This is a genomic window from Streptomyces sp. NPDC049837 (assembly GCF_040674455.1).
Lineage (GTDB): Bacteria > Actinomycetota > Actinomycetes > Streptomycetales > Streptomycetaceae > Streptomyces.
Map to the genome: position 1 here is coordinate 1 of NZ_JBFAMP010000025.1, position 8355 is coordinate 8355.

Annotated in this window: 7 protein-coding genes and 1 pseudogene; 6 read left to right on the top strand and 2 right to left on the bottom strand. The window is 70.2% G+C overall.

The annotated features are described in order from the left end of the window. Positions 1-810: 810 nt before the first annotated feature. The 4 genes from AB0J57_RS34590 (at position 811) to AB0J57_RS34605 (ending at position 5573) form a co-directional block, all read left to right on the top strand. Positions 811-1923, top strand: coding sequence for a bifunctional DNA primase/polymerase (locus tag AB0J57_RS34590; protein ID WP_366132392.1), 1113 nt, complete (start codon positions 811-813; stop codon positions 1921-1923). Further along, a complete protein-coding gene (locus tag AB0J57_RS34595; RefSeq protein ID WP_366132393.1) occupies positions 1920-3467 on the top strand; it encodes a phage/plasmid primase, P4 family in 1548 nt (515 codons plus the stop codon). The genes AB0J57_RS34590 and AB0J57_RS34595 overlap by 4 nt, the downstream gene beginning before the upstream one ends. Beyond that, a complete protein-coding gene (locus AB0J57_RS34600) occupies positions 3464-3865 on the top strand; it encodes a DUF6009 family protein (RefSeq protein WP_366132394.1) in 402 nt (133 codons plus the stop codon). The genes AB0J57_RS34595 and AB0J57_RS34600 overlap by 4 nt, the downstream gene beginning before the upstream one ends. Before the next feature lie 139 nt (positions 3866-4004). Beyond that, the gene (locus tag AB0J57_RS34605) at positions 4005-5573 is read left to right on the top strand and encodes an FAD-dependent monooxygenase (RefSeq protein ID WP_366132395.1); all 1569 of its coding nucleotides are present in this window, start codon (positions 4005-4007) and stop codon (positions 5571-5573) included. A 43-nt stretch (positions 5574-5616) separates the two neighbouring features. Here the strand turns inward: AB0J57_RS34605 and AB0J57_RS34610 are convergent, their stop codons facing one another. Both AB0J57_RS34610 and AB0J57_RS34615 read right to left on the bottom strand, forming a co-directional pair. Then, on the bottom strand, positions 5617-6285 hold the full coding sequence (locus tag AB0J57_RS34610; RefSeq protein WP_366132396.1) for a ScbR family autoregulator-binding transcription factor: 669 nt from the start codon (positions 6283-6285) through the stop codon (positions 5617-5619). A 306-nt stretch (positions 6286-6591) separates the two neighbouring features. Continuing rightward, entirely contained in the window at positions 6592-7557 is a 966-nt protein-coding gene (locus AB0J57_RS34615) for a ScbA/BarX family gamma-butyrolactone biosynthesis protein (RefSeq protein ID WP_366132397.1), read from the bottom strand. A 324-nt stretch (positions 7558-7881) separates the two neighbouring features. On the opposite strand from AB0J57_RS34615, the gene AB0J57_RS34620 reads away from it, so the two are divergent. Both AB0J57_RS34620 and AB0J57_RS34625 read left to right on the top strand, forming a co-directional pair. After that, positions 7882-8058, top strand: a complete 177-nt coding sequence (locus AB0J57_RS34620; RefSeq protein WP_366132398.1) for an acyl-CoA carboxylase epsilon subunit — start codon at positions 7882-7884, stop codon at positions 8056-8058. 120 nt (positions 8059-8178) lie between these two features. Continuing rightward, a pseudogene (locus AB0J57_RS34625) lies at positions 8179-8355 on the top strand (methylmalonyl-CoA carboxyltransferase); the annotation flags it as partial.

The window sequence follows — 8355 nt, forward strand, 5'->3', positions numbered from 1 at the left end:
GAAAACATCACACGCATCCTCGGCCAGGACGCCACCCTCGAACACGCCCGCCGCTACATACGCCAAGCACTCGGCCGCAACTCCACCACCACCCTCAACCTCGCCAAGCAGCACGCCGAGTCGGCCGCCGTCACCCGGTGACCTGACCGCTCGGCGAGGTTCACCCACAAGGGCCCCAGGAGGCACACGCCCCCTGGGGCCGTTGTCGTACCCGTCAACGACAAGCGACCGAAGCGACCCAAGCGACTGAACTCGGGACTCCTGTCGGCGTTCCCCAGTGGCGGGGTGCAGACGCACTGCACATCCGCTCCACAGTCGCTTGAGTCGCTTCGGTCGCTGACCCGGCCCGGAGGACGTCGGTCGCTGCTCGGTCGCTGGGCCCGGAAGCGCCCCGCGTGGCGCAGCGACTGAAGAAGAGCGACCGAAGCGATTCTCGGTCGCTCGTGGGTCTCAAGAAAAAGCCCAGGTCAGAGGGGGTCTCTTGGCTGATCAGCGACTGAAGCGACCGAAGGTCCGGGTATATCAAGACATTCGCGCGTGCGCGTGTATGCGCGTGCGCGTCATATATAGAGGCCTTGAGTCGCTTCAGTCGCTGTTTTGGTTTGCGCAGGGCATCTGACGTGCTGTTTCTTGGAGCGACTGACGGAGCTACCGAAGGAACTCCAGTCGCTGGTGGTTCGTTGCTTCAGTCGCTGGCGGTTCCCACCCCGACACGACGGGGTGTTTCTTCCCCAGAGACCCCTGGGTCACCACAGCTTCGCTAATCTATGTTCGTCGTTGAGTCGCTTCGGTCGCTGATGGGGGATGCGCATGGCTCATGAGCTGTGGGTTTCGCGCAGCGACTCAGGGCAGTCCGACTCCTCGCCCGCGGTCGCTCCGCAGAACCTGGCCATCGCCAGGTGGTGTGCCAGCCGTGGCTGGCCGGTCCACCCGCTGGCCCCGGGACGCAAGACGCCCGCGGCCAACTGCGAGGCGTGCCGTCAGCCTGGCCACACCCACCAGGGATGCGCCTGCCTCCAGGCTGGTCGCTGGTGCCACGGATTTCACGCGGCCACTCTGGACTTCGCCCGTATCGAGCAGTGGTGGGCCCGCAGCCCGGGCCTCGGGGTCGGGGTCGCCTGCGGCCCGGCCAACCTGGTCGTCATCGACATCGACGCACACGAGCAGCAATTGCCCGACCGCGACCGGCTGCTGCCCGGTATCCCCATCCCCGGCGGCGTGAACCTGGTCGGACTGGCCAACGGCTTCCACATGCTGGGCGTGCTGGCCGCCCTGCGGGGCGCCACCAGCCCGGCGGACGACGACACCACCCTGCGTGTGCGCACGCCCTCCGGAGGCCTCCACGTGTGGTACCGCGCCCACAGCAGCCACCGCTGGCAGTGCTCGACCGGATCGGGCAGCGGGCGCGCCCTGGCCTGGCAGGTCGACGTCCGCGCCCACGGCGGGTACATCGTCGCCCCGGGCACCACCACCTCGGCCGGCACCTACACGCCCGTCGGCCCGGTACGCGAGCCCGCGCCCCTGCCCAACTGGCTGGCGCACGAACTGGACCGTACCGGGCACCTCCCGCCCGCCCACGTGCCCGCCCCGCGTCCCGTGCCGCCCAGGGCCCGCCAGGCGGTCATCGCGGCCGGCGGAGGCCGTCACGCGGCAGGCAGGGCCCTGGCCACCGTACTGAGCGAGGTGACGGCCTGCGCGGCCGTCCCCGAGGGCGCGGCCTTCTCCGCGAAGCTCAACCGCGCCGCCTACACCGCCGGCGGGCTGGTCGCCGCCGGGCACCTGACCGCCGGGGACGCCGAACAGGCCCTGAGGGACGCCGCCGAGCAGGCCCGCCCCGGACAGGAACGCCGCTACAGCGCCATCATCCGCAGTGGCCTGAACGCCGGTTCGCTGCGGCCGCTCTCCCCGGGGGGCCGCGCATGACCTCCCGCAACGACAACGCCCTCTTCGACGCCCAGGCGGTCGCCGCGCAGATCCTCGCCCAGGTCCCCGCCCCGCTGCCCGCCCAGGGCGGCGAGTCCGGCGTCGGCTCCCCGCCGCCCGGCGAGACGTCCCCCGGCGGCGAAGGGGCCGCCGGTGAGGCGACCGCCGCGGGTCTGCTGCCCGACACCCTCACCGACCGCGGGAACGCCAAGCTGTTCGTGAAGCTGTACGCCAACGACTACCGGCACGTCCCGGGCCTCGGCTGGTACCGCTGGGACAGCACCCGCTGGCAGATCGACGAGGACGACACCGTCATCTGGGCCGCCGGAGACCTGGCCGAGAGCATCGCCTCCACCGACCCGCGCGGGGTGTTCACCGGCTCGGCGCTCCAGCAGCACCGCCGCCGCGCCCTGAGCACCAGCGGCATGAACGCCATGCTCACCCAGGCCAAGGCCGCCCCCGGCATGGTGCTCAACGCCGCCCGCCTGGACGCCGACCCGTACGCCCTGTGCACCCCCGCCGGCATCGTCGACCTGCGCACCGGGCTGATCCGCACGCCCGACCCCAACAAGGACTTCCACTCCCGCTCCACCAGCGCGGCCCCGCAGCCCATGCCCACGCCGCGCTGGCACCGGTTCCTCACCGACACCTTCGGGGAGGACGCGGACGGCGCGGAGATGGTCGACTTCCTGCACCTGCTGCTGGGCTACTCGATCACGGGAGACGTCGGCGGGCAGGTCATGCCGTTCCTGTTCGGCTCCGGCAAGAACGGCAAGTCGGTCCTGCTGGACGTCCTGATGAAGCTGCTCGGCGACTACGCCGACGCGGCCCCGCCCGGGTTCCTGATGGCCCGCCCCTACGAGGGCCACCCCACCGACCTGGCCGAACTGCACGGCCGCCGGGTCATCGTGTGCAGCGAGGTGAAGCCCGGGGACAAGTTCGACGAGGCCCGCGTCAAGCTCCTCACCGGCGGCGACCGCATCAAGGCGCGCCGGATGCGGCAGGACTTCTTCAGTTTCGAGCCGACGCACAAGCTGTGGCTGCTGGGCAACCACCGCCCGGAGGTCGGCACGGGCGGCTTCGCGTTCTGGCGCCGGATGCGGCTCATCCCGTTCGAGCGGGTGGTCTCCGACGACCGCAAGATCGACAACCTGGCGGACATCCTGGTGACCGAGGAGGGCCCAGGCATCCTCAACTGGCTCATCGAGGGCGCCCGCCGCTACCTGGCCGGCGAGAAGGACCTCACCGGCCCCGAGCGGGTCCGGATCGCCACCACCGCGTACGCCGAGACCGAGGACCACACCGGGCGGTTCATCAGCGAATCCTGCCGAATCGACCCGGATCTGCGCGCGGAACAGGCAGCGCTCTACGCGGCGTACAAGACCTGGTGTCACAATGAGGGGGCACCGGCCATCTCGTCCCGTGCCTTCGCGGCCAGGGTCCGCGAAGCGGTGGGGCTGGCGTCGCCGAAGGAGATGATCCTGTCCAACCAGCGGAAGTACTACCCGGGCATCGGACTGCTCGCTGACCAGGAGACGGCATGAGCGCCCTCATCGCAGAGGACGAGATCATCCACGAGGTCGACCTCATCTGGCTTGAGGACATCGCCGACCTCGACTACGTACGACAGAGCCTCGACCGGCTGCCGACCCGTCGGGGGAAGCCCGCCTACCACCGCGACGGCCGCATGGTCGGGTACGCGCTGCTGGGGCCGGGCGCCAAGCCGTCGCGCTCGTCCGGCACGTTCCGTCGCCGGGTCTTCTGGCTGCTTCCGCACGACCGCGACAGCGAACCCGACGGTCTGTACGCCACCGGAGCCCCCGCCGAGGCGGTGGACCCGCGCACGCTCGCGCCGGGCAGCAAGGGCCGCAAGACGGCCCGCTCCGAGGGCGGCCCTCCCTCGTCGGCGATGCGGGAACTGGGCATAACCCTGCCGCTGTAGCCGTCGCCCGTTTCCGCGGGATGGCTCATTGTCCGGTTCATTGTCCGGTTCATTGCAAAGAACCGGACACCCGGTATATTTCCGCTTGGCCGGATGGACGGCATGGGTGCCGGGCCGCCGCTACAGGGGGAGATCGGGGATGGGCAGCCTGACGCGTGCGCAGGTACTGGTGGCCGGGGGAGGGCCGGTCGGCATGCTGGTCGCCGCCGAACTGGCCGGACAGGGCGTCGACGTCCTGCTTCTCGAGTCGGAGAAGGACACGTCCGAAAGACCGAGAGCGACCACCCTCCATGCCCGGACGGTCCAGTGCCTGGCCCGACGGGGCTACCTCCCCGCCCCCGAACCGGGAGAGGGCGGCGTCGCGGTCACCATGCCCTTTCACTTCGCGGGCATACCGGGGCTGTCCATCACCGCCCCCGCCGGCGAACCGAACCCCATCTGGAAAGTCCCCCAGGCGGATCTGGAGCGGCTCTTCGAGGCCGAGGCGCGCGCCCGGGGAGCCCGGATCCTGCGCGGTCACCGGGTGACGGACGTGGCGCAGGACGCGGCCGGCGTACGGGTCACCGCGACAGGACCCGAGGGGTGCGCGACGTACGGCGGCACGTATCTGGTGGGGGCGGACGGTGCGCGCAGCACCGTCCGCCGCCTGGCCGGAATCGCCTCCGAGACCTGGCCGGCGACCGTGTCCGCGATGATGGGGCTCGTCCGGTTCCGCGACCGGGACACCGTGCCCCCGGGCTGGCACCGCACTCCGCGTGGCTGGCTCGTCGTCAAGGAAGAGCCCGACGGCAGCGCTCATGTGCGCACGGTCGGCTGTCCGCCCGCGCCCGCCGACCGTCACCTGCCGCTGACCCTGGAGGAATTGAGCGGGGAGGTGTCGCGCATCGTGGGACGGGACATCGCGATGGCCGACGCCCGCTGGCTCAGCAGGTTCAGCGATTTCACCCGCCTGGCCCGGACATACCGGGAAGGAGCCGTCTTCCTGGCCGGGGACGCCGCCCACGTGCATTTCCCGGTGGGCGGTCAAGGGCTGAGCACCGGCCTGCTGGACGCGCTCAACCTGAGCTGGAAACTGGCCCTCGCGGTGCGGGGCGGCGCGGGTGACACCCTGCTCGACACCTATGACACGGAACGCCGCGTGGCGGCCCGGCGGGTCATCGACAACACCCGGGCGCAGGTCGCGCTGATGCGCCCGGACCTCGGGCTCGACCCCCTCCGGACGCTGCTCGGCGGCATGCTGACCTCGGACCGGGGCAACGACTACCTAAGCGGCATGATCAGCGCCCAGGACACGGTGCTCCCGGCAGGTAGCGCCTCCCTGCTGGAAGGAACGTTTCTTCAAAACGCTGTTCTGTACACGCCGGAAGGACGGTCGGACGTCATCGGTCTGCTGCGCGAGGGCAAACCGCTCCTGCTGCTCTTCGGCGAGGAGGGCAACCGGTACCTGGACGCGGCACGGGACTGGGCGGCCATCGTGCGGGTGGTCCACTGCGTGCCGACCGGCGCCGTGCCCTGCGCGGCCCTGCTGGTGCGACCCGACGGGTACATCGCCTGGGCCTCGGACGGCGGCGGACTGGCCGACACGCTGAGGGCGTACTTCGGCGAGGAGACGGTGACCGGTGCTGTGAGCAGTTCGGTGACCGGTGCGGTGACCGGCACGGAGGCGGTCCCCGGCGGCGACCCGGAGGCCGTGCCCGGTTCCTGCTAGGTGGCCGGCCGGGGTCCGGCCGGCCGGAGCCGGCCGACCGGGCTCAGCCGACCGGCACCTTGTCCAACTCCTCCAGCGCCTCGGCCAGTTCGGTGTAGACCGTCGCTCCCCGCGTACGGGACAGGTCCACCGAGGTGAGGATGGAGGACAGCACCACCGTGGGCATCAGGTGGCGCAGCAGGGCGCACACCCGGTCGGGGAGGTCCTGGTAGTCGCTGACCGCCTGGGACATCGCCTGGATGCCGGCGAAGCTGCCCACGAGGACGTCGGCGGTCTCGGCGGGCACCACATGGGGGAGCAGCTCGCCCTGGAGCTGTGCCTGCTCCAGGAGATGGCGCATGACCTCGCCCCACCGGAGGAAGGGGCCGCTGCGGTCGAGGTCATGCGCCTGCTGGTCCAGGGACAGCCGCACACCGGCGCGCACCATGGGGTCGGTCTGCAGCCGGTGGGCGTGCAGCATGACCGTGTCGACGAGCTCCTGCGTCTTGCAGGCGCGGTCCGGGACGACGAGGCGCTGGTCCTGCTCGCCGAGCACGCCCTGGGCCAGGTCCTCCTTGGACTGGAAGTGGAAGTACAGGGCTCCCTTGGTGACACCGGCCGTGGTGAGGATCTCGGTGATCGTGGCTGCCTGGTACCCACGCTCTTCGAACACCTTGGCCGCTGCCGACAGAATCGCCTGACGTGTACGGATGGCTCGGTCTTGCTTCGCCACTTTCGCCTCCTCCACCTGCTTCGTATGCCGGGCGGTAGCCCGCGCAAAAAAACCGCCGAGTTTGTATCTTACAGGGTACGGCGGTAACACGGCCGGGGGCGACCTGGCCGGTTCCGGAACAGTGGCTGGAATTGGCCCGTCGGGAGGCGGGGCGGCGCGACCGGCACACGTGCGCGCGCTGACCGGCCGGGGGCCGGTCAGCGCGGGGGAAGTGCGGGGGAGCAGGCGTCGCCGGACAGGGTGGAGCGCGGCGGGAGGGGGATCGTGCGAGGGGGTGACGGGACGGGGCGGCGGTGCGACGGCCGATCAGCGGGTCGGCGACGGTGCGGTCACCGTGGAGGTGAACACCGGCGCACCCTCCTGATGGCCGGTTACGAGCACTGCCTGCCGCCCGTCCGCGCCCGCGTCGGCCAGCCGGCGGGCCTCGATCATGCAGGGGGCGGTCAGTTCGGCGTAACGGCTGAAGTCGCTCGCGATGCCGATGGGGAGGAGGTCCGACTGGCCCAGTACAGCGGCCGCCGCCTGGCGAGCGGCTTCGACGAGGACCATGCCGGGGACGTGGTCGACCGGGTGGTCGAACAGGACGTGGTGGCGGGTATCGGCGCGCAACTGCCAGCGTCTCGCCTCGCCCACAGGGGAGAGCACCACGTCGATGGGCGACATGCGTCCGACGCTCTGGGGTGAGGTCGGGGCGGTGAGGGGCAACTGGGCCCGGCCGCCGCTGAGGCCGCGGCCCGCGCGCAGCCGTCGGTACACCGCCGGTGTGGTGCAGGTGTACGAGGCGCTTCCCGTCACGGCCACCTGTCCGTTGCGCCTGATCACCGTCTCGTAGCGCAGCCCCGTCAGACTGCCGCCGCGCCTCTTGACCTCCGTACAGACGACGTCGATGTCCAGTGCGGCGGGCGCGTTGCCGATGCGGAGCTGGTCGGGATCGACGGCGTACTCAAGGTCCCACATCAGGAAGTGGTGGCCGAGCGGGACGCCGAACTCCGCGTGCGCGAGGAGCGAACCGATCTGACGGATCGTCTCCGCGGCGAGCAGGGGGTCATGGTGCTCGCCGATGGGGCTGAAGAAGCTGTGCCCACGCGGCCATTGAGCGGTGACCTCGAAATGGAGGTCATCCTTGCGCTTCCAGTCTGTGAGCATGACCTCGGCGACGGCCGCCCGGTGGACGAACTCCTTGGGAACGGTGGTGGTGAGGGTGGGGAAGCGGAACGAGGGGGGTGCGGGCGTGGAAGCCGTCTTGCCGTCGAGGGTGGACTCAGCACTCACCGCTGGGTAATTCGCCTGAAACGTGGTCATAGTCATTGTTCCCCCAAGGATGACGGTGACGGAAGGTGATGGTGAGGCGCCTTCCTGCACCGAAGATACATACCACCCGGTTTAATTTCTACTACTCCTCCGCACTTCTGGCGGCTGTTAAATGGACTCTCCAACTCCGGTTGGGGGTCCGGTTCCGGCCTCCGGAGGCCGCCCAGGTCAGGCCGCCCCGAGTCGTTCTCGACCCAACGTCGATTCCGCTCCAGGACCGTGTGTCGATGGCAGAGGAGGACTCGCGTGAGTGGATTGGGCAGTAATACGGCCGATTTGGTGAGGGTGGAACGGGGCCGTGTGAACGAGGAGGAACTGACCGCTGTAGCGGCGGCGTTGCTGTCCGTTCTGGCCAGGAACCGGAATGCGGTCGACGTGTCGCGGGGCGAGGTGTCCGATGGGTCGGCCGGGTGGCGGCGGTGGGAGCAGACGCCGTATCGGGCGCCCCATAGCTGGCGTTGAAGTGCCGCCTTCGATGCTCGCGGAAGGTTTGGCAGCCGTCTCTTGCGGCTAGAAAACCGCGAGGTCGGTTTGTTAAAGTGGAGTCGGTGTAAAGGGAAGCATGTCGAGAGGGGCTGTGGCATGTCGGTGAGGGAACGTGCTGCCTTGGGGGAGCCCGCCGACGCGCGCGGGCGAGTCGCCGAACTGCACGAGATCCGTGAACAGGCTCTGCGTGGCCCGAGCGACCGGGCGACCGAGGCGCAGCACGCGAAGGGCAAGCTGACCGCTCGTGAGCGCATCGAGCTGCTGCTGGATGCG

Coding starts and splice junctions, on each gene's coding strand:
- AB0J57_RS34590 (WP_366132392.1), top strand. CDS start 811: ATGGCTCATGAGCTGTGGGTTTCGCGCAGCGACTCAGGGCAGTCCGAC.
- AB0J57_RS34595 (WP_366132393.1), top strand. CDS start 1,920: ATGACCTCCCGCAACGACAACGCCCTCTTCGACGCCCAGGCGGTCGCC.
- AB0J57_RS34600 (WP_366132394.1), top strand. CDS start 3,464: ATGAGCGCCCTCATCGCAGAGGACGAGATCATCCACGAGGTCGACCTC.
- AB0J57_RS34605 (WP_366132395.1), top strand. CDS start 4,005: ATGGGCAGCCTGACGCGTGCGCAGGTACTGGTGGCCGGGGGAGGGCCG.